The 25,404-nt window shown below is 68.0% G+C and carries 16 protein-coding genes, 3 rRNA genes and 1 pseudogene; 1 reads left to right on the top strand and 19 read right to left on the bottom strand.

Annotated features, from left to right (window positions below; all coding sequences use genetic code 11):
• Positions 1-10: 10 nt before the first annotated feature.
• From DEI99_RS14435 to infC, 19 genes and pseudogenes are all read right to left on the bottom strand, one after another.
• Positions 11-814 carry a tetratricopeptide repeat protein gene (locus tag DEI99_RS14435; RefSeq protein ID WP_111041400.1) on the bottom strand — a complete coding sequence of 268 codons (804 nt, stop codon included), beginning with the start codon at positions 812-814 and terminating at the stop codon, positions 11-13.
• Between the two features lie 1,253 nt (positions 815-2,067).
• Positions 2,068-2,184: ribosomal RNA gene (rrf, locus tag DEI99_RS14440) — 5S ribosomal RNA — on the bottom strand.
• A 155-nt stretch (positions 2,185-2,339) separates the two neighbouring features.
• Positions 2,340-5,467, bottom strand: a 23S ribosomal RNA gene (locus tag DEI99_RS14445).
• 433 nt (positions 5,468-5,900) lie between these two features.
• Positions 5,901-7,422 (bottom strand): 16S ribosomal RNA (locus tag DEI99_RS14450).
• Together the 16S, 23S and 5S rRNA genes form the textbook arrangement of a ribosomal RNA operon.
• 571 nt (positions 7,423-7,993) lie before the next feature.
• Positions 7,994-9,307: a tyrosine--tRNA ligase gene (gene tyrS / locus DEI99_RS14455; protein ID WP_181434565.1), complete on the bottom strand. Its 1,314-nt coding sequence runs from the start codon at positions 9,305-9,307 to the stop codon at positions 7,994-7,996.
• 63 nt (positions 9,308-9,370) lie between these two features.
• A complete protein-coding gene (locus DEI99_RS14460) occupies positions 9,371-10,069 on the bottom strand; it encodes a DNA-3-methyladenine glycosylase (RefSeq protein WP_111043187.1) in 699 nt (232 codons plus the stop codon).
• A complete protein-coding gene (gene argH, locus DEI99_RS14465; protein WP_284181002.1) occupies positions 10,066-11,502 on the bottom strand; it encodes an argininosuccinate lyase in 1,437 nt (478 codons plus the stop codon). The genes DEI99_RS14460 and argH overlap by 4 nt, the downstream gene beginning before the upstream one ends.
• Before the next feature lie 154 nt (positions 11,503-11,656).
• Complete coding sequence (locus DEI99_RS14470) at positions 11,657-12,847, bottom strand: argininosuccinate synthase (RefSeq protein ID WP_111042313.1); 1,191 nt, start codon at positions 12,845-12,847, stop codon at positions 11,657-11,659.
• Between the two features lie 152 nt (positions 12,848-12,999).
• Positions 13,000-13,911, bottom strand: a pseudogene (gene argF, locus DEI99_RS14475) (ornithine carbamoyltransferase); the annotation flags it as partial.
• Entirely contained in the window at positions 13,908-15,146 is a 1,239-nt protein-coding gene (locus tag DEI99_RS14480; RefSeq protein WP_111042315.1) for an acetylornithine transaminase, read from the bottom strand. The pseudogene argF and the gene DEI99_RS14480, both read right to left, overlap by 4 nt.
• The gene (argB, locus tag DEI99_RS14485) at positions 15,143-16,171 is read right to left on the bottom strand and encodes an acetylglutamate kinase (protein WP_111042317.1); all 1,029 of its coding nucleotides are present in this window, start codon (positions 16,169-16,171) and stop codon (positions 15,143-15,145) included. Before argB ends, DEI99_RS14480 begins: the two co-directional genes overlap by 4 nt.
• Positions 16,171-17,370, bottom strand: coding sequence for a bifunctional glutamate N-acetyltransferase/amino-acid acetyltransferase ArgJ (argJ, locus tag DEI99_RS14490; RefSeq protein WP_111042319.1), 1,200 nt, complete (start codon positions 17,368-17,370; stop codon positions 16,171-16,173). The genes argB and argJ overlap by 1 nt, the downstream gene beginning before the upstream one ends.
• Positions 17,367-18,464, bottom strand: a complete 1,098-nt coding sequence (locus tag DEI99_RS14495) for an N-acetyl-gamma-glutamyl-phosphate reductase (RefSeq protein WP_111042321.1) — start codon at positions 18,462-18,464, stop codon at positions 17,367-17,369. Before DEI99_RS14495 ends, argJ begins: the two co-directional genes overlap by 4 nt.
• 77 nt (positions 18,465-18,541) lie before the next feature.
• Positions 18,542-21,034: a phenylalanine--tRNA ligase subunit beta gene (gene pheT, locus DEI99_RS14500; protein WP_111042323.1), complete on the bottom strand. Its 2,493-nt coding sequence runs from the start codon at positions 21,032-21,034 to the stop codon at positions 18,542-18,544.
• Entirely contained in the window at positions 21,034-22,074 is a 1,041-nt protein-coding gene (pheS, locus tag DEI99_RS14505) for a phenylalanine--tRNA ligase subunit alpha (RefSeq protein WP_111042325.1), read from the bottom strand. Before pheS ends, pheT begins: the two co-directional genes overlap by 1 nt.
• Before the next feature lie 92 nt (positions 22,075-22,166).
• Entirely contained in the window at positions 22,167-23,021 is an 855-nt protein-coding gene (locus tag DEI99_RS14510) for a TrmH family RNA methyltransferase (protein WP_111042327.1), read from the bottom strand.
• Between the two features lie 65 nt (positions 23,022-23,086).
• Positions 23,087-23,470 (bottom strand): 50S ribosomal protein L20, encoded by a 384-nt coding sequence (gene rplT / locus DEI99_RS14515; protein ID WP_017887975.1) that lies wholly within the window; start codon positions 23,468-23,470, stop codon positions 23,087-23,089.
• Positions 23,471-23,497: 27 nt separating this feature from the next.
• The gene (rpmI, locus tag DEI99_RS14520; protein WP_056120818.1) at positions 23,498-23,692 is read right to left on the bottom strand and encodes a 50S ribosomal protein L35; all 195 of its coding nucleotides are present in this window, start codon (positions 23,690-23,692) and stop codon (positions 23,498-23,500) included.
• A 60-nt stretch (positions 23,693-23,752) separates the two neighbouring features.
• A complete protein-coding gene (gene infC / locus DEI99_RS14525; RefSeq protein WP_083404879.1) occupies positions 23,753-24,415 on the bottom strand; it encodes a translation initiation factor IF-3 in 663 nt (220 codons plus the stop codon).
• Positions 24,416-24,703: 288 nt separating this feature from the next.
• Between infC and DEI99_RS14530 the strand changes: the two genes are divergently transcribed.
• The gene (locus tag DEI99_RS14530) at positions 24,704-25,060 is read left to right on the top strand and encodes a DUF1844 domain-containing protein (RefSeq protein ID WP_071262584.1); all 357 of its coding nucleotides are present in this window, start codon (positions 24,704-24,706) and stop codon (positions 25,058-25,060) included.
• Positions 25,061-25,404 lie beyond the last annotated feature (344 nt).

Below are 25,404 nucleotides of genomic sequence, written 5' to 3' on the forward strand. Positions count from 1 at the left end.
CCTCGGGGTGTCAGCCGGCTGCGGAGCCGTCGACGTCGCGGGGGTTGTCGTCGTCGATCTCGCCGAGGTCGTCGTCGGGCTCGTCGACGTCGTCGAGCTGGTCGGTGTCGTCGAGGCCGCCGGCACCGGCTGCGGGCTCGTCGACGCGCTCGGCGTCCGCTCCGGGCCCGTCGTCCCGGGGCTCTTCGACCTCGATCGTTTCCTCGACCACATCAACAGTCTCCCATGCGTTCTCGTCGGCGATCTCGGACAGGGCCTGGGCGGCGCGATCGACCCGCGCCCACCACTCGTCGGCCTCGTCCTGGCGACCGAGCTCCTCGAGCGTGGCCGCGTAAGCACTGTAGAGCGCCGGCGACCAGGTGTAGGCCGTCGACGGATCGAGCTGTGGAATCTCCAGCTCGCCGAGGGCGGCTGTGGGATTCCCGAGGTCCAACCGGGCGCCGGACATCGCGATCGCGAGTTCGACCTGCACCGGCGTCTCGAGCGCCGACCGTTCGACGGACCGACCGAGCTCGAGCGCACGCTCCGGACGCCCGAGGCCGCGCTCGCAGTCCACCATCATCGGCAGCTGGTCGTTGCGGCCCGAGATCCGTCGGTACGTCCGGAGCTCGCGGAGCGCCGTGGCGAAGTCGCCCAAGCGGTACGCGGTGATCGCTGCGGTCTCACGGACCACACCGACGCGGCCGGCACGGCGCGCTGCACTGAGGGCGTGCTGGTTCGCCGTCTCGGGGTCGTCGTCGACGAACATCGCCGCGGCCACGAGGTGGCGGGCGACCCAGTCCGCGTTGTCCTTGCTCAGGGTCTTCAGCTCCATGCGGGCTGCCGGGTCGAGGTCGCGCGCCTGGATCTCCTCGGGGATCTCCGGGTCGTCGTGGCGCGGGCGGATCGACTTCGTGCCGTACGGGTCGCGGTCCTCCCAGTCGTCCCGCGCAGCCTCGCCGAAGCGGGCACCGGCATGGCGGGTGCCGTCGCCGAAGCGGCGACGATCCTCACCGCCGTCGCGGCGCGGGCGGTCGGACGAGCCACCGCCGTAGGACGGCCGGTCACCGTCACGACGCGGACGATCGGAGGACCCGCCACGGTACGACGGCCGGTCACCGTCACGAGCCGGACGATCGGACGAGCCACCACGGTAGGACGGACGGTCACCGTCACGAGCCGGACGGTCAGAGGAGCCACCGCGGTACGACGGACGATCACCGTCACGACGCGGACGGTCCGAGGACCCGCCACGGTACGACGGACGATCGCCGTCACGTCGCGGACGGTCACCGTCGCGAGACGGACGGTCAGAGGAGCCACCGCGGTACGACGGACGATCACCGTCACGACGCGGGCGGTCGGAGGACCCACCGCCGTACGACGGACGATCACCGTCACGACGCGGACGGTCAGAGGAGCCACCGCGGTACGACGGACGATCACCGTCACGAGCCGGACGGTCGGACGACCCGCCACGGTACGGAGGACGGTCACCGTCGCGACGCGGACGGTCTGCCCCGCGGGGGCCGTCACCGCGCGGCGGACGGCCGGAGTCCGCACGGTCGCTCCGCCACGAAGGCCGGTCGTTCCGGTCGCCCTCACGGAACGGACGGTCGCCGTCCCGACTCGGAGCACCGTCGCGACGAGCAGCACCGTCTCGGAACGGTCGGTCACCGCGCTCGGGACGACGATCGCCCTCGCGGCGCTCGAACTCACGGGGACTGGACGACCAACGGCCGCCACGGTCGCCGTCGCGACGCGGAGCGCCGTCACGGCGAGGGAACCGGTCACCGTCCCGTCGGGGTCGGTCTCCCCGATCGCCGTCGTTCCGTCGCTGGTCGTCGTCGTTCGCCACCGTTGCTCCTCATCGCGTGCCCGAGTCAGAACCAGGGCGTTCGTCCGCTGTGTCGTTGTGTTGGGTGCCGCTGCATCCGCCCGGCACCCGGCTCCAGTCCATCACGAACCAGTGCCGGCGTCGAGCGGACGGGGGCAGAAACAGAAATGGCCACCGGCCTCGACCGAGAACGAGGGTCTCCCCTGCGAGTTCTCGATGGAGGGCCGATGGCCACATCTTTCTTACGTTGAGTCCGGCGGCGTCCTACTCTCCCACAAGGTCCCCCTTGCAGTACCATCGGCGCTGAGAGGCTTAGCTTCCGGGTTCGGAATGTGACCGGGCGTTTCCCTCTCGCTATGACCACCGGAACACCTTCGACCAGATCATACTTGGTCTCAAAGCTGTCCCGACTGCCGTCACCCGAAGGTGACAGAGCGGTGTATTCAGTTTCGATTCCCGATCGTCTGTCGGGAACCACAAAGTGGACGCGAGCCCCACACCCGAAGGTGTGGGAAATAATTGTGTTGTCAAGTCTTCGGCTTATTAGTACCGGTCAGCTCCACGGGTCGTTAGTCCCCGCTTCCACATCCGGCCTATCAACCCAGTAGTCTGCTGGGAGCCTCTCACACTCAAGGTGCATGGAAATCTCATCTCGAAGACGGCTTCCCGCTTAGATGCTTTCAGCGGTTATCCGGTCCGAACGTAGCTAATCAGCGGTGCCCTTGGCAGAACAACTGACACACCAGAGGTTCGTCCATCCCGGTCCTCTCGTACTAGGGATAGATCTTCTCAAATTTCCAACGCGCGCAGCGGATAGGGACCGAACTGTCTCACGACGTTCTAAACCCAGCTCGCGTACCGCTTTAATGGGCGAACAGCCCAACCCTTGGGACCTACTCCAGCCCCAGGATGCGACGAGCCGACATCGAGGTGCCAAACCATGCCGTCGATATGGACTCTTGGGCAAGATCAGCCTGTTATCCCCGAGGTACCTTTTATCCGTTGAGCGACAGCGCTTCCACAAGCCACTGCCGGATCACTAGTCCCGACTTTCGTCCCTGCTCGACCTGTCAGTCTCACAGTCAAGCTCCCTTGTGCACTTACACTCGCCACCTGATTGCCAACCAGGTTGAGGGAACCTTTGGGCGCCTCCGTTACTCTTTGGGAGGCAACCGCCCCAGTTAAACTACCCATCAGGCACTGTCCATGAACCCGATCAGGGTCCTACGTTAGACATCCAAAGTGACCAGAGTGGTATTTCAACAATGACTCCACGAACACTAGCGTGCCCGCTTCACAGTCTCCCACCTATCCTACACAAGCCACTCCGAACACCAATACCAAACTGTAGTAAAGGTCACGGGGTCTTTCCGTCCTGCTGCGCGTAACGAGCATCTTTACTCGTAGTGCAATTTCGCCGAGTTCGCGGTTGAGACAGCTGGGAAGTCGTTACGCCATTCGTGCAGGTCGGAACTTACCCGACAAGGAATTTCGCTACCTTAGGATGGTTATAGTTACCACCGCCGTTTACTGGGGCTTAAATTCAGAGCTTCGCCGTGAGGCTAACCCTTCCTCTTAACCTTCCAGCACCGGGCAGGCGTCAGTCCGTATACATCGTCTTGCGACTTCGCACGGACCTGTGTTTTTAGTAAACAGTCGCTTCCCACTGGTCTCTGCGGCCTTCAACGCTCACGGAGTAAATCCGGTCACGCGTCCGGCCCCCCTTCTCCCGAAGTTACGGGGGCATTTTGCCGAGTTCCTTAACCACGATTCTCTCGATCTCCTTGGTATTCTCTACCTGACCACCTGAGTCGGTTTCGGGTACGGGCGGCTGCAACCTCGCGTCGATGCTTTTCTCGGCAGCATAGGATCACTGATTTCCCCTTACGGGTACGCGTCGGATCTCAGGCATACAGACGACGGATTTGCCTATCGTCAGCCCTACATCCTTACACCAGGTTCACCTTACGGATACCATCGCCTGGCTCAGCTACCTTCCTGCGTCACACCTGTTCATACGCTAACCGCACCAGCATGGGGTCGAGCGTTAGACCGGACACCATCACCCCGAAGGGATCCGGATGCACCGGGTTAGGACTCTTAGCACCACTGGATTAGCTTGGGCGGTTGTTCGCCGGTACGGGAATATCAACCCGTTGTCCATCGACTACGCCTGTCGGCCTCGCCTTAGGTCCCGACTTACCCAGGGCGGATTAACCTGGCCCTGGAACCCTTGGTCTTTCGGAGGACGGGTTTCTCACCCGTCTTTCGCTACTCATGCCTGCATTCTCACTCGTGTAGCGTCCACGGCTGGATCACTCCGCCGCTTCACTCGCCACACGACGCTCTCCTACCACTCCGCACGACTGAACCACGAAGGCTTGTCTATAGTGCGAAATCTACAACTTCGGTGGTGTGCTTGAGCCCCGTTACATTGTCGGCGCGGAATCACTTGACCAGTGAGCTATTACGCACTCTTTCAAGGGTGGCTGCTTCTAAGCCAACCTCCTGGTTGTCTATGCAACTCCACATCCTTTCCCACTTAGCACACGCTTAGGGACCTTAGTTGGTAGTCTGGGTTGTTTCCCTCTCGACGATGAAGCTTATCCCCCACCGTCTCACTGCTGCGCTCTCACTCACCGGCATTCGGAGTTTGGCTGACGTCAGTAACCTGTTGAGGCCCATCGGCCATCCAGTAGCTCTACCTCCGGCGAGAAACACGCAACGCTGCACCTAAATGCATTTCGGAGAGAACCAGCTATCACGAAGTTTGATTGGCCTTTCACCCCTATCCACAGCTCATCCCCTCCATTTTCAACTGAAGTGGGTTCGGTCCTCCACGACGTCTTACCGTCGCTTCAACCTGGCCATGGATAGATCACTTCGCTTCGGGTCTAGAACATGCGACTCAAACGCCCTATTCAGACTCGCTTTCGCTACGGCTGCCCCTCACGGGTTAACCTCGCCACATATCACTAACTCGCAGGCTCATTCTTCAAAAGGCACGCCGTCACCCCTACAAGGAGGCTCCGACGGTTTGTAAGCAAACGGTTTCAGGTACTATTTCACTCCCCTCCCGGGGTACTTTTCACCTTTCCCTCACGGTACTTGTCCGCTATCGGTCATCTGGGAGTATTTAGGCTTATCAGGTGGTCCTGACAGATTCACACGGGATTTCTCGGGCCCCGTGCTACTTGGGATACACATCCGGCCATAACACCATTTCGTCTACGGGGCTGGCACCCACTACGGCCCGGCTTTCAAACCGGTTCGACTATGATGCGCTGTAACCGCCCCAGTCCGGCAGAACTGAGCGACGTGTCCCACAACCCCGACCATGCAACGCCCGCCGGCTATCACACATGATCGGTTTAGCCTCATCCGCTTTCGCTCGCCACTACTCACGGAATCACATGTTGTTTTCTCTTCCTGTGGGTACTGAGATGTTTCACTTCCCCACGTTCCCTCTACCCGCCCTATATATTCAGGCGGGAGTCACCAGGTCACAAAAGCGCCTGGCGGGGTTTCCCCATTCGGAAATCCTCGGCTCACAGCTCGATTATCAGCTCCCCGAGGCTTATCGCAGATTTCTACGTCCTTCTTCGGCTCCAGATGCCAAGGCATCCACCGTTTGCTCTTAGAAACTTGACCACAAAGATTAAAATTGCGATCGACTCGAACAACAACTCCACCCGAAGGCTTCATCATCGTCACGAGCGATCTAAGATGCTCGCGTCCACTGTGTAGTTCTCAACATACGATCGGCACCAGCACTCCCCCACCCTACGGTGGACTCATCCTGGCCCGACGAAGAACCAGCAACCAGCAAGCGAGAACCTCGCCACCAGTCACGGCTCAACCCCCGACCACACTCGGCCGGGAAGCCTGGTCCCTCAGGACCCAACAACGTGCACCAGCCAGCAGCTCCACCCCGACCCGTTCCCACCCTGCAAGCAAGGTGTACTAAGACCGGAAGCATCACTCCCGACTGCACTGTCAATGTTCCACCCATGAGCTACCCGTCGGACACGTTCGGTCCGAATCGGGCGCCTGGACACCCCAAGAGGTGCCAGATGCTCCTTAGAAAGGAGGTGATCCAGCCGCACCTTCCGGTACGGCTACCTTGTTACGACTTAGTCCTAATCACCGATCCCACCTTCGACGGCTCCTTCCACAAGGGTTAGGCCACCGGCTTCGGGTGTTACCGACTTTCATGACTTGACGGGCGGTGTGTACAAGGCCCGGGAACGTATTCACCGCAGCGTTGCTGATCTGCGATTACTAGCGACTCCGACTTCATGAGGTCGAGTTGCAGACCTCAATCCGAACTGAGACCGGCTTTTTGGGATTCGCTCCACCTTACGGTATCGCAGCCCTTTGTACCGGCCATTGTAGCATGCGTGAAGCCCAAGACATAAGGGGCATGATGATTTGACGTCATCCCCACCTTCCTCCGAGTTGACCCCGGCAGTCTCCTATGAGTCCCCGGCATAACCCGCTGGCAACATAGAACGAGGGTTGCGCTCGTTGCGGGACTTAACCCAACATCTCACGACACGAGCTGACGACAACCATGCACCACCTGTACACCGACCACAAGGGGGCGACCATCTCTGGCCGTTTCCGGTGTATGTCAAGCCTTGGTAAGGTTCTTCGCGTTGCATCGAATTAATCCGCATGCTCCGCCGCTTGTGCGGGCCCCCGTCAATTCCTTTGAGTTTTAGCCTTGCGGCCGTACTCCCCAGGCGGGGCGCTTAATGCGTTAGCTACGACACAGAAACCGTGGAAAGGTCCCTACATCTAGCGCCCAACGTTTACGGCATGGACTACCAGGGTATCTAATCCTGTTCGCTCCCCATGCTTTCGCTCCTCAGCGTCAGTTACGGCCCAGAGATCTGCCTTCGCCATCGGTGTTCCTCCTGATATCTGCGCATTCCACCGCTACACCAGGAATTCCAATCTCCCCTACCGCACTCTAGTCTGCCCGTACCCACTGCAAGCCCGAGGTTGAGCCTCGGGATTTCACAGCAGACGCGACAAACCGCCTACGAGCTCTTTACGCCCAATAATTCCGGACAACGCTTGCACCCTACGTATTACCGCGGCTGCTGGCACGTAGTTAGCCGGTGCTTTTTCTGCAGGTACCGTCACTTTCGCTTCTTCCCTACTAAAAGAGGTTTACAACCCGAAGGCCGTCATCCCTCACGCGGCGTTGCTGCATCAGGCTTTCGCCCATTGTGCAATATTCCCCACTGCTGCCTCCCGTAGGAGTCTGGGCCGTGTCTCAGTCCCAGTGTGGCCGGTCACCCTCTCAGGCCGGCTACCCGTCGTCGCCTTGGTGAGCCATTACCTCACCAACAAGCTGATAGGCCGCGAGTCCATCCCCAACCAAAAAATCTTTCCACCACCAGACCATGCGGCCGGTGATCGTATCCAGTATTAGACGTCGTTTCCAACGCTTATCCCAGAGTCAGGGGCAGGTTACTCACGTGTTACTCACCCGTTCGCCACTAATCACAGGAGCAAGCTCCTGATCATCGTTCGACTTGCATGTGTTAAGCACGCCGCCAGCGTTCGTCCTGAGCCAGGATCAAACTCTCCGTAAAAAATTACAACCAACACCCGAAAGCGTCAGCGAGTTGATTCTGACTGTTGACTGTCTACTGACAATCTTCAATCCAAAAGGAATTGCATCATGACCCGGTCAGCAATCCGACCAGGCACGAGGTCAATCAATAAATTGGCATTGACAATGTGCACGCTGTTGAGTTCTCAAGGACCAGACGCACTTGCTCCTCGGCTCGAGTTCGAGCTTCAGCCACAAGGCTTGTGTACTTGGCTTGCCACCGGTCGTTCGTCGGACCAAGAGGTCCAGTGGCTCATCCCGAGGGGAGAGAACCGGTGGGCTTGTCATCCTAAGCGTCGAAGCGATCCGGCGCAAGGCCTGATCTGAACTTCAGTGGAGGATGGTCCCGCTTGAGGGCCGGCGTGCTCTGGGCTTTCGCTCCAGCCGCTCCGCCGCACCTTTGGGGTGACGAGTAAGAACTATACGCAGCCCTGAGCGAGTGCGCCAAGCCAGCTCCCATCCCGGGCGTGTCGCCTTGTGCAACACTCGGCGCCCGAACGCAGCGATGCCCGGTCCCACGCGGGGAACCGGGCATCGTCGAGCGTCGGACGTCAGGCGAGCGTCACACCGGCGAGGGTCTTCTTGCCTCGGCGGAGCACGAGGACTCCCCCGGGCAGGGCGAGGTCGGACAGCACCGCGGCCGGGTCCTCGGCTCGGGCGTTGTTCACGTACACCCCGCCCTGGTCGATCGCGCGGCGCGCTTCGCCGAGGGACTTCACGAGTTCGGTCTCGACCAACGCACGGGCGACGTCCGCACCGGGGTCGAGCGTCACCGATCCGGGCAGTTCGGCGATCGCCGATCGCAGGGTGTCCGGGTCGAGGGCACCGAGCTCGCCGTTGCCGAACAGCGCCGCCGCGGCGTCGATCGCCGCCTGGGTTGCCTCGACACCGTGGACGAGCGAGGTCACCTCGAAGGCCAGGGTGCGCTGGGCCTCGCGGCGGAAGGGTTCGTCGGCCACCGCCTGCTCGAGGCGTTCGACCTCGGCGCGGGTCAGGAACGTGAACTCGCGCAGTCGGGCGACCACGTCGGCGTCGGCCGTGTTGAGCCAGAACTGGTACAGCGCGTAGGGCGAGGTCATCTCGGCGTCGAGCCAGATCGCGTTGCCCTCGCTCTTGCCGAACTTCGTGCCGTCGGCGTTCGTGATGAGCGGGGTCCCGAGGGCGTGCACCGTGGCGCCCTCGGCTCGCCGGATGAGCTCCGTCCCCGAGGTCAGGTTGCCCCACTGGTCGGACCCGCCGGTCTGCAGCGTGCACCCGTACTGCCGGAAGAGCTCGCGGTAGTCGAGCCCCTGCAGGATCTGGTAGCTGAACTCGGTGTAGCTGATGCCCGCGTCGGAGTTCAACCGCGCGGCCACCGCGTCCTTCTTGAGCATCGAGTTCACGCGGAAGTACTTGCCGACGTCGCGCAGGAAGTCGATGGCCGACATCGGCGCCGTCCAGTCGAGGTTGTTCACCAGCCGCACGCCGTTGTCACCGTCCGGGCTGAGGAACCGTGAGACCTGCTCCTGCAGACGAGCGACCCACTCGGCGACCGTCTCGGGGGTGTTCAGGGTCCGTTCGGCGGTCGGACGCGGATCGCCGATGAGCCCGGTCGACCCCCCGACGAGCGCGAGCGGCTTGTGCCCCGCCAACTGCAGCCGGCGCATCGTCAGCAGCTGCAGGAGGTTGCCGCAGTGCAACGACGGCGCGGTCGGGTCGAAGCCGCAGTAGTACGTGATCGGGTCACCGTCGAGGGCCTCTTGCAGCGCGGTCTCGTCGGTCGAGACCTGCACCAGACCGCGCCACCGCAGTTCGTCCCACACCGAGTCGAAGGTGGGGTCGTTCTGCTGGCGCGTCAGGACGTCTTGGGCGGTATCACTGGACACCCCGCCATCGTACCGGCGGCGCGCCACCGCCAGCGCCGTCGACCGGGAGGCCCGTGGTCACGTTCACGAGTCGAGGGCGCCCTTGTGCCGTCGGTACGTCGACACCGTCGGGTCACCCGTCAGCCAGAACCGCCAGGGGTAGCGCACCCCGCCGGCGATGCCGGCGACGCCGGTGCGGGGTCCGCGCGAGATCCGCGCGACCGGACCACCCGTCGCCGGACCGGGGAGGGTCTCGGACAGGAGGTCCTCGACGAGGCGAGCCGGTCCGACGGAGGCGATCCGGGCCTCCAGACCGGGTGCCAGGGCGAGCACGAACGGACCGGACCCGTCGAGCAGCGAGGTGCCGTCGTCCTGCCCGAGGACCGCCCCGAGGGCGCTGCCGAGGTTGCCGGGGCCGCGAGCCAACGCGACCTCGGTGACGGACGGCCCGCGGCGTGCACGGGCGACGTCGAGACCGTCCACGACCCGGGCCCCGCGCAGGAGCGACCCCGACGACGTGCCCACGGGCGCGCTCACCACGTTGACGCACGTGTGGATGCCGTACGAGCGGTACGCGTACAGGGTGCCCGGCGACCCGAACAGGTGGCGGTTGCGTTCGGTCGGCCCGCGGTGCCCGTGCGAACCGGGGTCGGTGGGGCCGGAGTAGGCCTCGACCTCGGTGATCCGGATGGTCACCCCTCGCCCCGTCACGGTCGCGCCGAGCAGGGCCGGCGCGATCGTCGGTGCGGGCTCGGCGAGCAGGGCGAGGAGGCCGGCGGTCATCGCGAGAAGGGAGCGCCCGCCGCGATGTCGTGGACCCGACGCGTGACCGCGGCGAGCTGCTCGGCGACGCGGTCCGGGGCCGTGCCACCGACGCCGGCACGGGACGCGACGCTGCCCTCGATCGTGAGCACCGTGCGGACCTCGGGCGTGAGGTGCTCGGAGACGGTGCGGTACTCGTCGTCAGACGGCTCGTCGAGCTCGATGCCGCGCTCCTCGCAGTACCGGACCAGCGCGCCGGAGACCTCGTGCGCGTCGCGGAAGGGCACGCCCTGGCGCACGAGCCACTCGGCGACGTCGGTCGCGAGCGAGAAGCCCTGCGGGGCGAGCTCGGCCATCCGGTCGGTGTCGAAGGTCAGCGTCGCGATCATGCCGGTGAAGGCCGGCAGCAGCACCTCGAGCGTGGCGACCGAGTCGAAGACGGGCTCCTTGTCCTCCTGCAGGTCGCGGTTGTAGGCCAGTGGCAGTCCCTTGAGGGTCGCGAGGAGCCCGGTCAGGTTGCCGATCAGGCGCCCCGACTTGCCCCGTGCGAGCTCGGCGATGTCCGGGTTCTTCTTCTGCGGCATGATGCTCGAGCCGGTCGAGAACGCGTCGTGGAGCCGGACGAAGCCGAACTCCTTCGTGTTCCAGAGGATGACCTCTTCCGACAGCCGTGAGAGGTCGATGCCGATCTGCGCGAGGACGAACGCGAACTCGGCGACGACGTCGCGGGCGGCGGTCGCGTCGATCGAGTTGTCCGCCGGGCGGTCGAAGCCGAGCTCCGCGGCGATGGCGGCGGGATCGAGCCCGAGCGAGCTGCCGGCCAGCGCACCGGCGCCGTACGGGCTGACGCTCGCCCGGCCGGCCCAGTCTCGCAGGCGCTCGAGGTCGCGGACCAGCGGCCAGGCGTGCGCGAGCAGGTGGTGGGCCAGGAGCACGGGCTGGGCGTGCTGCAGGTGCGTGCGCCCTGGCATGATCGCGTCGAGGTGCTCGGTCGCCTGCTGCGTGATCGCGTCGACCAGGTCGATCACGAGCCGCCCGATGCGCCGGCCGTGGTCGAGCATGTGCATGCGGCCGAGCGTCGCGATCTGGTCGTTGCGGCTGCGGCCGGCGCGGAGCTTGCCGCCGAGCTCGGGGCCGAGGTCCGCGATGAGCAGGCGTTCGAGCGCCCCGTGGACGTCCTCGTCGGAGTCGTCGGGCTGCAGCGTGCCGTCGGCGTGCGCCGCTCCGAGCCGGTCGAGGCCGGCGAGCATGCGCTCGAGCTCGTCCGCGGTGAGGTACCCGGCCGTGTGCAGCGCGCGGGCGTGCGCGCGGGACCCCGCGATGTCGTACGGCGCGAGCTGCCAGTCGAAGTGCGTGGACTTCGACAGGGCGGCGAGGGCCTCGCTCGGGCCGTCGGCGAAGCGGCCGCCCCAGAGGGCACCGGTGTTGGTGGCGTCGGTCTTCTCGTCGGTCATGTCGTCCTGCGTCGTCCTGGTCGGGGTGGGGCTGTCGGTCGGGGTGGGGCTGTCGGTCGGGGTGGGGCGGTCGATCGGGGTGGGTGCCACGTCGGGTCGGGCTGGTCGGGCCCGGCCGGCCGCGTCGCGTCGGTGCGTCCGGACGGGTCGGTGGTCAGTTCGCCCGGTCGCGTCGTGCGGCGATCCGGCTCGGCAACGACCAGAGCTCGGAGAAGCCCTTCGACAGGGAGTGGTCGAACGCGTCGTCGCCGTCCGAGGCGAGGTCGAAGTCGTAGAGGCTCTGCTCCGAGCGGCGACCCGTCACCGTGACGAGACCGCCGTGCAACCGCAGTCGGACGTCGCCGGACACGTGCTGCTGGGTGTGGTCCACGAAGGCGTCGAGACTGCGCTTCAGGCTGCCGAACCAGAGGCCGTCGGACACCAGGTCGGCCCACTCCGACTCGACGCCGCGCTTGTAGCGGATGACGTCGCGCTCCAGGGTCAGCCGTTCCAGGTCCTCGTGCGCCGCGATGAGCGCCGTCGCACCGGGGGCCTCGGCGATCTGACGGGTCTTGATGCCGACGAGCCGGTCCTCGACGACGTCGAGCCGCCCGACGCCGTGCTTGCCCGCCACGGCGTTGAGCTCCTGGACGACGCGCAGCACGCTGAACCGCTGCCCGTCGATCGCCACCGGCACCCCGCGCTCGAAGGTCACGGTGACCTCGTCCGGCTCGCGGGCGGTCGCCGGGTCCTGCGTGCAGGCGTACAGGTCCTCGTCGGGCGCGGACCACGGGTCCTCGAGGAACCCGGTCTCGACGGCCCGACCCCAGAGGTTCTGGTCGACCGAGTACGCACGCTCGCCGCCCGGGACCGGCAGCCGGTGCTCGGCCGCGTAGGCGACGGTGCTGTCCGGGGTCAGCGCGAGGTCCCGGACCGGTGCGATGCACCGCAGGTCGGGGGCGATCGCCGCCACCGCCGCCTCGAAGCGGACCGGGTCGTCACCCGTCCCGCTGCACCCGTGGGCCACGGTGTCCGCGCCGAGCTGGGTCGCGGTGAGCGCGAGGTGCTTGGCCACCAGGGGACGGCTCAGCGCCGCCACCAGCGACGACCGTCGGAGTGAGAGCGCGTTGGCCTTGAGGGCCGGCACCACGTACTCGTCGGCGAACTCGTCGCGGGCGTCCACCACGACCGACTCGACCGCGCCGCACTCCAGTGCCCGCGCGCGGACCGCGTCGAGGTCCTCGCCGCCCTGGCCGACGTCGACCGCGAGCGCCACCACGTCCTTGCCGGTGGTGTCGCGCAGCCAGCCGACCCCGACCGAGGTACCGAGGTCACCGGAGTACGCGAGGACGACGCGGTCTGCCATGCGGTGCGTCCCTACGCCGCGGTGCTCGCGGTGGCCGCGGCGCCCGCGCTGGTCGCGGTGGTGCTCGCGGCGCCCGCGCTGGTCGCGCTGGTCGCGCTGGTCGCGATGCCCGTCGTGTTCGCGGTGCCCGCGCTGCCCGTCGTGTTCGCGGCGAGGAGCCAGGCGAGCAGCGCCTTCTGAGCGTGCAGGCGGTTCTCCGCCTCGTCCCAGATGATGCTGCGCGGCCCGTCGATGACCTCGGCGGTGACCTCGTAGCCGCGGTCCGCCGGCAGGCAGTGCATGAACACGGCGTCGTCCGCAGCGTGCGCCATGAGCTCGTCGTCGACGCGGTACCCGGCGAAGGTGTCGAGGCGCGACTGCTTCTCGGACTCCTTGCCCATCGAGACCCAGGTGTCCGTCACGACGACGTCCGCGCCGGCGACCGCGGCCACCGGGTCGGTGACGACGAGGACGGACCCGCCGGTGACGGCCGCGCGCTCCTCGGCGTCGGTGACGACCTGCGCCGCGGGGGCGAAGGCGTCCGGTGCGGCCACCCGCACGTGCATGCCGGCCGTCGCACCGGCGAGCAGGTACGACTGCGCCATGTTGCTCGCGCCGTCGCCGATGAAGGCGACGGTCTGGCCGGCCAGGGTGCCGCGGTGCTCACGGATGGTGAGCAGGTCGGCGAGGAGCTGGCACGGGTGGAAGTCGTCCGACAGCGCGTTCACCACGGGGACCGTCGTGTCGGCCGCCATCTCCTCGAGACCGGCCTGGCCGTAGGTGCGCCAGACGATCGCCGACACCATGCGCTCGAGCACGCGGGCGGTGTCCGACGGGGTCTCCTTGCCGCCGAGCTGGCTGTTCGCCGTCGAGATGATGAGCGGGCTGCCGCCGAGGTCGGAGATCCCGACGTGGAAGGACACCCGGGTGCGGGTCGACGACTTGTCGAAGATCACCGCGACGCTCTGCGGACCGGCGAGGGGCTTCTCGGCCCAGCGATCGGCCTTCATGCGGTCGGCGATGTCGAGGATCGCGGACTGCTCGGCCTGGCTGAGGTCGTCGTCCCGGAGGAAGTGGCGGGTCATGCGGAGGTCTCCTGGCTGGTGGTGCCCTGCTCGGCGGCGACTGCGGCCAGGCTCTGCTCGAGGATCGACAGGAACGCGTCGATCTCGGCGTCGGACACGATGAGCGGCGGCGCGATGCGCAGGCTCGATTCGTTGGGGGCGTTGATGATGAGGCCACGCTCGAGCGCAGCGGCGTTGACGGCGGCCCCGATCGGGCCGGTCAGCCCGACGCCGATGAGCAGCCCGGTCCCGCGGACCTCCTCGACGAGCGGGGAGCCGATCGCGCGGATGCCGGCGCGGATCCGCTCGCCCTTGGTGACGGCACCGGCGACGAGGTCGGCGCGCTCGATCTCCTCGAGCACGGCGTTCGCGACCCGGGTGCCGAGCGGGTTCCCGCCGAAGGTCGAGCCGTGCTGCCCGGCGGAGAACAGGTCGGACGCCCACCCGAACGTGACGAGGGCACCGATCGGGAACCCGCCGGCGATGCCCTTCGCGACCGTGATCGCGTCGGGCGTGATGCCGTGGCCCTGGAACGCGAACCAGTTGCCGGTGCGGCCGACGCCCGTCTGGATCTCGTCGAGGACCAGCAGCGCGCCGTGCTCCTCGGTGAGCCGACGTGCGGCGAGCAGGAACCCCTCGGGCAGGTCGACGACGCCGGCCTCGCCCTTGATCGGCTCGAGCACCAGGGCGGCGACGGTGTCGTCGATCGCCGCTTCGAGGGCCTCGATCGAGGTGTCGACGTGCTCGACCCCCGGCACCATCGGCAGGAAGTCCTCCTGCAGGGCGGGCTTGCCGGTGAGCGCGAGGGCGCCCATCGTCCGGCCGTGGAAGCCCTGCTTGAGCGCGAGGATGCGGGTCTTCCGGCCGTCGGCGCCCTTGTTCAGGCGGGCCAGCTTGAAGGCGGCCTCGTTCGCCTCTGCGCCGGAGTTGCCGAAGTACACCCGACCGGCGTCGCCGGCGCCGCTGATGCGCTTGAGGCGCTCGGCGAGCTCGAGCTGGGGCGGCGTGGCGAAGTAGTTCGACACGTGCACGAGCTTGGCCGCCTGGTCGGCGATGGCCCCGACGAGCGCCGGGTGCGCGTGTCCGAGCGAGTTCACGGCGATGCCCGCGAGGAAGTCGAGGTACTCGTTGCCGTCGACGTCCCACACGCGGCAGCCCTCGCCGCGCTCGAGCATGATCTTCGGCGGGGTCAGGGATCGCATGAGCGACGCCCCGAACCGGTCGTTCCAGGCCTGGGTCTGCGTCTCGGTGCTCACGGCTGCTGTCCCTTCTCGGTCGCGCCAGCCACGTGTTGGCCGGTGCTGCTGTCGATCGACGGCGACGCCACGCGGCGGCCGATCTCGGCGTGGGTCATCTGGTTCTCGGTGCGTCGGCTCGGGTCCGGGATCACCTCGGTGCCCGCACCCCGCAGGGTGAAGACCTCGAGCAGGATCGAGTGCGGGATCCGGCCGTCGATGATGGTCGCACCGCCGACACCCCCGACCACGGCGTCGAGGCACGCGGTCATCTTCGGGATCATCCCCGACTCGAGCGTCGGCAGCAGCTCGCGGAGCTCCTCGACCGCGATGAGGTCGACGATCGAGTCACGGTCGGGCCAGTTGCGGTACAGCCCGGGGACGTCCGTGAGCATCATGAGCTTCGAGGCGCGGAGCGCGATCGCGAGCGCACCGGCCGCCGCGTCGGCGTTCACGTTGAGGGCCTGGTCCGGGTGGGCGTCGTCGATCGCGATGCTCGAGACCACCGGGATCCGGCCGGCCTCGATCGCGGCGAGCACGCCGGACGGGTCGACGTGGGTGATGTCCCCGACGTGCCCGAGGTCGAACTCCTGCCCGTCGACGACCACGCCCTTCTTCTCGCCGGTGAAGAGCGAGCCGCCGTCGCCGAACACGCCGACGGCCAGGCCCTCGCCGTGCTCGTTCACCAGGTCGACGATCTCGCGGTTGACCTCGCCGGCCAGGACGTCGCGGACGACGGTGATCGCCTCGGTCGTCGTGACGCGGTACCCGCCGCGGAACTCGGACTCGATGCCCTGCTCCTTGAGCGCCGCGGAGATCTGCGGCCCGCCACCGTGCACGACGACGGGGTGCAGCCCCGCGTAGCGCAGGTAGACCATGTCCTCGGCGAAGGCGCGCTTGAGGTCCTCGTTCACCATGGCGTTCCCGCCGAACTTGACGACGACGATCTTGCCCGAGAACCGCTTCAGCCAGGGCAGCGACTCGATGAGCGTCGCCGCCTTGACCGCGGCGAGCTCGTGCTCTTCCTGCTTGTTGAGGTCGCCCATCAGCTGGAGTACGCGCTGTTCTCGTGCACGTAGTCGTGCGTGAGGTCGTTGGTGAGGATCGTCGCCGCGTGCGTGCCGACCCCGAGGTCGATGCGCACGTGGGTGTCGCGCGGGGTGAGGTCGACGGTGTCGCTCGGCTCGTCCGGAGCGCCGGCGTGGCACACCCGCACGCCGTTCATGCTGACGTCCACCTGGTACGGGTCGAACTCGGCCTCGGTCGTGCCGATCGCCGCGAGCACCCGGCCCCAGTTCGGGTCGTTGCCGAAGACGGCCGCCTTGAACAGGTTGTTGCGGGCGACGCTCCGACCGACGGTGACGGCGTCGTCCTCGGACGCGGCATGCACGACCTCGATGGTGATGTCGTGGGCCGCGCCCTCGGCGTCCTGCTGCAGCTGGCGGGCGAGGTCGGCGCACACGGCGGTCAGCGCTTCCTGGAAGTCGCCGACCTCGGGCGTCACGCCGCTCGCACCCGACGACAGCAGCACGACGGTGTCGTTCGTCGACATGCAGCCGTCCGAGTCCACCCGGTCGAACGTGGTGCGGGTGGCGGCGCGGAGCGCCTGGTCGAGTTGGTCCGGCGTCTGCACGGCGTCGGTCGTGATGACGACGAGCATCGTGGCGAGCCCCGGCGCGAGCATGCCGGCGCCCTTCGCCATGCCGCCGACGGTCCAGCCGTCCTCGGTCACGACCGACTGCTTGGCCTTGGTGTCCGTCGTCATGATGGCCGTCGCGGCATCCGGCCCGCCGTCGCTGCTGAGCGCCACGCTCGCCAGGTCGACCCCGCGGAGCACGTTGTCGCGGAAGGTCTGGTCGCCCACGCCGATGAGCCCGGTGGAGCAGACGACGACGTCGCCGGCCCCGATGCCGAGGGCGTCACCCACGGCCTCGGCCGTCAGGTGCGTGGTCTGGAAGCCGAACGGGCCGGTGAAGCAGTTCGCGCCGCCCGAGTTGAGGACGACGGCGCGGGCGACGCCGTCCCCCACCACCTGGCGGGACCAGATGACGGGGTGCGCTTGGGCGCGGTTGCTGGTGAAGACCGCGGCCGCGGCCGCGTCGGGCCCGTCGTTGACGACGAGCGCCACGTCCGGCTTGCCGCTCGCCTTGAGACCGGCGGTCACGCCGGCGGCGCGGAAGCCCGCTGCCGCGGTGACGCCCTGGAGGCCCGGCTCGGTCTGGGTGGTCGTGCCTGCGTCGGTCACGGTGCGACTCCGTCCACGCTGAGGCCCGTGGTCTCGGGGAGACCGAGGGCGATGTTCGCCGACTGGACGGCTGCGCCCGCCGTCCCCTTGGCGAGGTTGTCGAGGGCGCTCACCGCGACGACGCGCCCCGCGGACTCGTCGACGGCGATGCCGACGAGCGCGGTGTTCGCGCCGATGGTGTCGGCGACGCGGGGGAACTCGCCCTCCGGCAGCAGGTGCACGAACGGCTCGTCGGCGTACGCCTGCTCCCAGGCGAGCCGGACGTCGCGCGCGCTGACGCCGGGCGAGAGCTTCGCGGTCGTGGTGGCGAGGATGCCCCTGGACATCGGCACGAGGACCGGCGTGAACGAGATCGTCACGTCGGACGCGCCGGCGACCTGCAGGTTCTGCTGGATCTCGGGGACGTGCCGGTGGGTGCCGCCGACGGCGTAGGCGCTGGCGGACCCCATGATCTCGGACGCCAGGTAGGTGTTCGCGAGCTTCTTGCCGGCACCGCTCGGGCCGACGCTCAGCACCGCGACGATGTCGTCGGACTCGACGAGCCCGGCCTGGATCCCCGGCTGGATGCCGAGCGTGACCGCGGTCACGTTGCACCCGGGGACCGCGATCCGCTTCGCACCGACGAGACCGGACCGCTGCTTGCCCTGGGCGGCGATGTCGTCGACGTCCCGCCACTCGTCGGCGGAGCCGGGGGTGGGCGCCGCGAGCAACAGCTCGGGCAGCCCGTAGGTCCAGGCGCCGAAGTACTCGCCGCCGTAGAACCGCTCCCACGCCGCCGGGTCCGTCAGCCGGTGGTCCGCGCCGCAGTCGACGACGAGGGCGTCGTCACCGAGTTCGGCGGTGATCGCACCCGACTGGCCGTGCGGCAGCGCCAGGAACACCACGTCGTGCCCGCGGAGGTTCTCGGCCGTCGTCTCCACGAGGGTCAGGTGCGACAGCGACCGCAGGTGCGGCTGCGTCGCGATCAGGGGCTGACCGGCGTTCGAGAACGCGGTCACCGTCCTGACGTCGAACTCGGGGTGGGCGGAGAGCACGCGCAGGAGCTCACCGCCCGCGTAGCCGGAGGCTCCCGCCACGGCGACGGATACGGACATGGGATTCCACCTTTGGTCGGACTGGTCGTCGAGGAGTCGGAGGCGGCGACCCCGGGCGGTGCTGATCCCGTCGTGGGTCAGTCGCGCAGGGTCGCCCCGAATCGCTCGCCGGCACGTCGGACTGCGCCGTCGCGGGCCTCGGTGGCCTCGGCAGCGGTCAGCGTGCGGTCCGTGGCGCGGAACCGCAGGGCGAACGTCAGGGACTTCTGTCCCTCGTCCACACCCGTGCCCCGGTAGTCGTCCACGAGCCGAGCATACTCCAGCAGCTCTCCCGCGCCAGAGCGCACCGCATCGAGCACGTCTCCGGCGGGGACGTCCGTCGCGACGACCAGGGAGAGGTCCTGCGTGGCCGCCGGGTACGACACGATCGGTGCCACCGCCACGAGTTCCGGCGCCGCGGCGACCAGGGCGTCGAGGTCGAGTTCGACGACCGCCACCACCCGGGGCAGCACGGCCGCCTCGGACAGTTCGGGCAGGAGCTCGCCGGCGACACCGACGACCGCTCCGTCGACGAGCAGCGACGCCGCACGGCCGGGGTGCAGCGACGGGTGGGTCGTCTGGGCGACGGTCAGCTCGACACCGACCGCCCACGCGACCTGGCGTGCCGCGTCGATCGCGTCCGCGATGCCGTACGGCTCGGCCGGCACACCGGGCTGCTTCACGACGCGGTTGCCGGTGAGGAGCGCGGTGACGTGGAAGGGCTGCGCGGGCAGCGAGGCGTCGAGTGCCTCGAGCGTCGCGCGGTCGGGCAGCGCCCCACCGGCCGGCACGTCGTCGGTGCCGAGCGTCACGCCGGCGGCGGGCAGGAAGACGCGCGAGGTCTCGTAGAGTGCGACGTCGACGAGGCCGCGCGACACGTTGCGTCGGGCGGCGTCGACCAGCGCGGGGACCCCGCTGCGGCGGAGCAGGTCCTGCTCGCTGTCGAGCGCGTTCGCGAGGACGACGCTCGGGCCGCCCGCTGCGTCGATGCCCGGGTACGCGGCCTGCGTCGGCGCGGACACGAAGGGTGCGGTGACGACCTCGACGAGCCCGGCGGCGGCGAGGGCCGACGCCACGCGACGGCGGGCCTGCTGGTGCGCGGTGAGCCCGCGTCCGGGCGGCGCGACCGGCAGGACGCTCGGGATCCGGTCGTACCCGACGATGCGTGCGACCTCTTCGACCAGGGTGGTGTCGTCGGTCAGGTCGGGGCGCCAGGTGGGCGGCGTCACCGTGAGCAGGTCACCGTCGACGTCGACCGTGGCGCCGAGCGCGCGGAGCGTGTCGACGACCTCGGCGTCGGTGTACGCGACACCGATGAGTTCGGACGGACGAGCGAGTCGCATCGACACGGTCGGGCGCGGGGTGGTGTCGACGAGGGTCGACCCGAGTGCGTCGGCGGTGCCGCCGGCCAGGTCGACGAGGAGTTCGACGGCCCGGTTCGCCGCGGCCTCGGCCACGAGCGGGTCGACCCCGCGCTCGAAGCGCCGGGACGCCTCGCTCGGCAGCTTGTGCCGTCGAGCGGTGCGGGCGATCGAGACCTGGTCGAAGCCGGCGGCCTCGATGAGGACGTCGGTCGTCGTGGCCGAGATCTCGGTCCGTGCACCGCCCATGACACCGGCGAGCCCGACGGGGCCGGCGTGGTCGGTGATGACGAGGTCCTCGGGGTCGAGCTTGCGGACGACGCCGTCGAGCGTCTCGAGGGTCTCGCCGACCGTGGCACGACGGACCCCGAGCCCACCGTTCACCGTCGCGAGGTCGTAGCCGTGCAGGGGCTGCCCGAGTTCGAACATGACGTAGTTCGTGATGTCGACCGGCAGGGAGATCGACCGCACGCCCGCCAGTGCGAGACGCGAGACCATCCAGGACGGTGTCTTCGCGGTGGGGTCGATGCCGCGGACGACCCGCGTGACGAAGGTGCTCGCGCCGACCCGGCCACGGATGGGTGCCTGGTCGTCGATCGTCACCGGGAAGCCCTCGCCGGTGCGGGGTGCGACGCGGCCGACCGGGTCGTGGAAGCCGGCGCCCGTGGCGTGGGCGTACTCGCGGGCGACGCCGCGCATGCTCATGACGTAGCCGCGGTCGGGCGTCACGTTGATCTCGACCGCTGCGTCGTCGAGGCCGAGGAGCGCGATCGCGTCTGCGCCGACGGGGGGCTCCATGCCGAGGTCGGCGAAGCGCAGGATGCCGTCGTGCTCGTCGCCGAGGCCGAGTTCGCGGGCCGAGGCGATCATGCCGTCGGACACGTGCCCGTAGGTCTTGCGGGCCGCGATCGGGAACGGGCCGGGCAGCACGGCACCGGGGAGCGTGACGACGACGAGGTCGCCGACGTCGAAGTTGTGCGCACCGCAGACGATGCCGCGGGGCTCGGGTTCGCCGACGTCCACCTGGCACCAGTTGATGGTCTTGCCGTTCTTCTGCGGCTCGGGCACGCGCTCGAGCACCCGGCCGACGACGACGGGGCCGGTCAGGTCGAAGGTGTGGACGTCCTCTTCCTCGAAGCCGACCGACACGAGCGCCGCGTGGACGTGCTCGAGGGTGACGTCGTCGGGCAGGTCCACGGACTCGCCGAGCCAACGGATTGGGACGCGCATCAGACCACCGTTCCGAACTGCTGCGAGAAGCGGATGTCGCCCTCGAGGAAGTCACGCATGTCGTTCAGGCCGTTGCGGAACTGCAGCGTCCGCTCGATGCCCATGCCGAACGCGAAGCCCTGGTACTCGTCCGGGTCGATGCCGGCGGCACGCAGGACGTTGGGGTTGACCATGCCGCAGCCACCCCACTCGACCCACCGCGCGCCGCCCTTGGCGTTCGGCTGCCAGACGTCCATCTCGGCACTCGGCTCGGTGAACGGGAAGTAGTTCGGGCGGAGGCGGATCTGCGCCTCGGCACCGAACATCTGCCGGGCGAAGTGCTCGAGCGTGCCGCGCAGGTGCGCCATCGTCAGGCCCTTGTCGATCGCGATGCCCTCGACCTGGGTGAAGACCGGCAGATGCGTGGCGTCGAGCTCGTCGGCGCGGTACACGCGACCCGGGGCGATGACGTAGAGCGGCAGGTCGCGGGACAACAGCGACCGCACCTGCACCGGCGAGGTGTGGGTGCGCATGACCAGGTGCCGGTCGACGGGCTCGACGAAGATCGTGTCGGCCATCGCCCGGGCAGGGTGGTCCTGGTCGAAGTTCAGGGCGTCGAAGTTGAACCACTCGTGCTCGAGCTCGGGGCCCTCCGCCACTTCCCACCCCATGCCGACGAAGATGTCCGCGACGGCTTCGTTGAGGAGCGAGAGCGGGTGGCGCGAGCCGGTCTGGCGGTGCGTCGGCAGCGCGGTGACGTCGACGCGCTCGGCCTCGAGCCGGGCGCGCTCCTCGGCTTCGGCGAGGACCGACTCCTGCTCGGCGATCGCCGCGTTGAGCCGCCCGCGCGCCTGCCCGACGAGCTTGCCGGCCGCGGCCTTCTGCTCCGGCGGCACGCTGCGCATCGACGCGTTCATCCGAGCCAACGGCGACTGCTCGCCGGTGTGCTCGGCCCTGGCCTGCTTCAGCTCGGCGACCGTCGTCGTGGCACGGACGGCCGCGAGGGCCTGGTCCACCGCGTCGGCGACGGCCGATTCGCTGATCTCGAGAGGTTCTGACACGAGACCCAAGCCTACCGGCCGACGGGATACCACCCATCTGCACCGAGCGGACTGTGGATGGTCGGTGCCGACGAGCGGCCTGTCGAGGAGTGTCAGCTCCGGAGCGCGAACGCCGACTCGTACAGGCAGACCGACGCCGCGGTGGCGAGGTTCATCGACTCGGCCTGCCCGTAGATCGGCACCTTCACCGCGCGGTCGACGAGGGCGAGGTCCTCGGCGGTGAGGCCGCGGGCCTCGTTGCCGAACACCCACGCCGTCGGTCCGTCGAGCATGCCCTCGGCACGGACGACCGGCAGGTCGTCGCCCGAGACGTCCGCCGCGAGCACCGTGTACCCGAGCGCCTTGGCCCGCGCGATCGTGTCGGCCAGGGTCACGCCGACCGAGACCGGTACGTGGAAGAGCGAGCCCGTGGTCGACCGGACGACCTTCGGGTTGTACGGGTCGACCGAGCGCCCGGTCAGGACCACCGCGTCGGCGCCGGCGGAGTCGGCGGCGCGGATGATCGTGCCGGCGTTCCCCGGGTCCCGCACCTCCTCGAGGATGGCGACCAGTCCCGGCAACGCGTCGGACTCGTCGGACGCACCACGGGCCTCCAGGCCGGCGTCGGCATCCGCGCGACGGTCCGGGAAGACGTCCTTCACGGACGTCGGGAACTGCTGGCACACGGCCACGACGCCCTGCGGCGTGACCGTGTCGGCCATCGCCTCGAGCACCTGCTCCGTCACGAACCAGGTGTCGACCGGAGCGTCGTCGAGACCGTAGCGCGCCGCCGCGGTCGGCGTCACGTACAGCTCGCGCAGCAGTTCCGGGCCGTACTCGAGGGCTTCGCGGACGGCCTGCGGACCCTCCAGCAGGAACAGGCCGGTCTCGGCCCGGACGTCCTTCTTGGCCAGGGCCGCGACGGCCTTGACGCGTCCGGCACGGGGGTTCTCGAGGAGATCGCTCACGGGTCAAGTCTAGGAACGACGAAACCCCCGCCGTGCGGCGGGGGTTTCGCGAGCAGAAGAACTGACTACGCAGCCTTCGGGGCCGAGGTGTCGGCCGGGAGGGCCTTCTTCGCGGTCTCGACGAGCGCGGTGAAGGTCTCGGGGTTGTTCACCGCGAGGTCGGCGAGGATGCGACGGTCGACCTCGACGCCGGCCAGGTTGAGACCCTGGATGAGGCGGTTGTAGGTCAGCCCGTTGGCGCGGGACGCAGCGTTGATGCGCTGGATCCAGAGGCGACGGAACTCGCCCTTCTTCGCGTGACGGTCGCGGTACGCGTAGACGAGGGAGTGGGTGACCTGCTCCTTGGCCTTGCGGTACAGGCGCGAACGCTGGCCGCGGTAGCCCTCGGCGCGCTCGAGGATGACGCGGCGCTTCTTGGCGGCGTTGACCGCTCTCTTTACTCGTGCCATTGCACTATTCCTTTACGATCCGGGGGCTCAGTGGCCGAGGAGCTTCTTGACGTTCTTCGCGTCAGCCTTGGAGAGGACCTGGTCCTCGTTCAGGCGGGCCTTGCGCTTGGCGCTCTTGACCTCGAGGTTGTGACGCATACCGGCCTGCTGCTTCATGATCTTGCCGGTGCCGGTGACCTTGAAGCGCTTCTTCGACCCGGAGTGGGTCTTCTGCTTGGGCATGGGGGTGCCTTTCCGTGGGATGGATGGGGGCCGCGTCGTTGCGGGATCGGTCGGTGGGACCTACTCGGCGGGAGCGTCGGTCTGCTCGGAGCCGGCGGCCGCGTCCGCGGTCTCCTTGCCCTTCGCAGCGTGCTCCGACGCACGACGCTCGGCCTTCTGGGCAGCACGCTTCGCGTTCTGCTCGCCCTTGACGTCGGACTTGTTCTTGAGCGGGGCGATGATCATCGTCATGTTGCGGCCGTCCTGGGTCGGACGCGACTCGACGACACCGAACTCGGCGATCTCCTCCGCGAACTTCTGGAGGAGACGGACACCCTGCTCCGGACGCGACTGCTCGCGGCCACGGAAGAGGATCATCGCCTTCACCTTGTCGCCGCCGAGGAGGAAGCCCTCGGCGCGCTTGCGCTTCGTCTCGTAGTCGTGCACGTCGATCTTCAGGCGGAAACGGACCTCTTTCAGGTCCGTGTTCACCTGGTTGCGACGCGCTTCCTTGGCCTTCTGAGCGGCCTCGTACTTGAACTTGCCGTAGTCCATGATCTTCGCCACGGGCGGCTTCGAGTTCGGCGCGACCTCGACCAGATCCAGTTCGGCTTCCTGCGCGAGACGCAGGGCCATGGCGATCGGGACAACGCCGACCTGCTCACCCTGCGGACCGACGAGTCGGACTTCGGGAACGCGGATTCGGTCGTTGGTACGGGGATCGGTGATGCGGAGCTCCTTCAATCAGGTGGTGGCCGTCCGGAGCGTTTGCCCTGGACGACAGCACGAGAGAGGAGATCTGACGCACGGATCGGAACCCGTTCGGCAGCCGCCCTGCATCGGGTCCGTGGACCCGACCGACGTGTGCACCCAGTTGCCGTGCACCCGCGGAGCGGTGGTGACCCGGTAGCCTGGTGGAACGCGGCCGCGGGTGGGAGAGACTCCTCTTTCGTGACACCGTCCGAGCGCTTCAGGAAGACCTGATGGCACACGGACAGCATCTGCCGCGAGCGAGTCTAGCAGAGGAGCACCGTGACCGACACCCCGATCGACGACGAGGGCAGCGGCATCGACGCCGCACGCGACATCTCGGAGGTGCCCGCCGTCGAGCTCATCAACACCGTCGCGGTGCACCTGCTGAGCGCGGCGGCCGTCAAGGTCGGCCTGGCCGACGACCCGCAGCAGCAGACCGACCTGGACGAGGCGCGGAAGCTCATCACCGTGCTCGCCGGACTGGTCACCGCCGCGGCGACCGAGATCGGCGACCACCACGCCCGGCCGCTGCGCGACGGGCTGCGCTCGGTGCAGCTCGCCTTCCGTGAGGCCTCGGCGATCCCGGACGCCCCGGGCGCGGGCCCGGGCGAGAAGTACACGGGTCCGGTCAACTAGGCGCGGGGGCTGTCCCGCGCGCGGGGGGTCGTTTCGTGCGTGGGGGGTCGTTCCGTGCGTCGGAGGTCGTTCCGCGCGTAGGTGGTCGTTTCGCGCGTGGGGAGATGTTTCGCGCGTAGGAGGTCGGTTCTTCCGGCTACCTACGCGCGATCCTGCTTTCCACTGCGAGCGCGATGAGACGTTCTGCGCATGGTCCGGCAGTTCGCGCGTGGTGGGTTCTTCCGTGCTCGGGCAGGTCTTCTGCGCGTCGGAGGGCAGGTGTTCCTGCCTCCTCCGCGCGAAAGACCTTTCCATCGCGGGCGTGATGGGACGGTTCGCGCGTGGTCCGGCGTTCCGCGTGTGCG

Source organism: Curtobacterium sp. MCLR17_036, from assembly GCF_003234445.2.
Lineage (GTDB): Bacteria > Actinomycetota > Actinomycetes > Actinomycetales > Microbacteriaceae > Curtobacterium.

What these genes read in the sequence shown, in the direction of transcription:
- argB (WP_111042317.1), bottom strand. Translation starts at nt 16,171, where the DNA reads ATGGGCGACCTCAACAAGCAGGAAGAGCACGAGCTCGCCGCGGTCAAG.
- rpmI (WP_056120818.1), bottom strand. Translation starts at nt 23,692, where the DNA reads ATGCCCAAGCAGAAGACCCACTCCGGGTCGAAGAAGCGCTTCAAGGTC.
- DEI99_RS14470 (WP_111042313.1), bottom strand. Translation starts at nt 12,847, where the DNA reads ATGGCAGACCGCGTCGTCCTCGCGTACTCCGGTGACCTCGGTACCTCG.
- rplT (WP_017887975.1), bottom strand. Translation starts at nt 23,470, where the DNA reads ATGGCACGAGTAAAGAGAGCGGTCAACGCCGCCAAGAAGCGCCGCGTC.
- argH (WP_284181002.1), bottom strand. Translation starts at nt 11,502, where the DNA reads ATGACCGACGAGAAGACCGACGCCACCAACACCGGTGCCCTCTGGGGC.
- DEI99_RS14435 (WP_111041400.1), bottom strand. Translation starts at nt 814, where the DNA reads ATGGAGCTGAAGACCCTGAGCAAGGACAACGCGGACTGGGTCGCCCGC.
- DEI99_RS14495 (WP_111042321.1), bottom strand. Translation starts at nt 18,464, where the DNA reads ATGTCCGTATCCGTCGCCGTGGCGGGAGCCTCCGGCTACGCGGGCGGT.
- pheT (WP_111042323.1), bottom strand. Translation starts at nt 21,034, where the DNA reads ATGCGCGTCCCAATCCGTTGGCTCGGCGAGTCCGTGGACCTGCCCGAC.
- DEI99_RS14460 (WP_111043187.1), bottom strand. Translation starts at nt 10,069, where the DNA reads ATGACCGCCGGCCTCCTCGCCCTGCTCGCCGAGCCCGCACCGACGATC.